The sequence below is a fragment of the Staphylococcus pasteuri genome (assembly GCF_030547725.1).
In the GTDB taxonomy this organism is placed as follows: Bacteria; Bacillota; Bacilli; order Staphylococcales; family Staphylococcaceae; genus Staphylococcus; species Staphylococcus pasteuri.
In genome coordinates this window covers 1-230 of the sequence record NZ_JAUOQO010001100.1, presented here as the reverse complement: position 1 = coordinate 230, position 230 = coordinate 1, and the positions used below count along the sequence as shown (strand labels likewise).

Genomic DNA, 230 nt, shown 5'->3' with positions numbered 1-230 from the left:
GGTATGGGAAGGGATAACTGGAGCGTGATGATTAGATTGGCAGACATTTTCGGCCAACCGCAAACCGTTGACCAACTCAGCCCGTGAGTCAGATACTCGCAGGTAAGTTTGATGACTTAACTGTGCCAATGCGGCTAAATAACAGGCCATAAATCGCGGCAGAGTAAAGCTAAAACCAGCCACTAAAAAGTACTGACTTAAACAACGCACAGCGACCACATCACTTAAAT

At 46.1% G+C, this 230-nt stretch carries 1 protein-coding gene; it reads right to left on the bottom strand.

Going from position 1 to position 230, the window contains the following annotated elements:
* Positions 1–230, bottom strand: a 230-nt coding sequence (locus Q4528_RS16550; RefSeq protein ID WP_303522893.1) for a hypothetical protein, incomplete at both ends; no start/stop codon positions are given.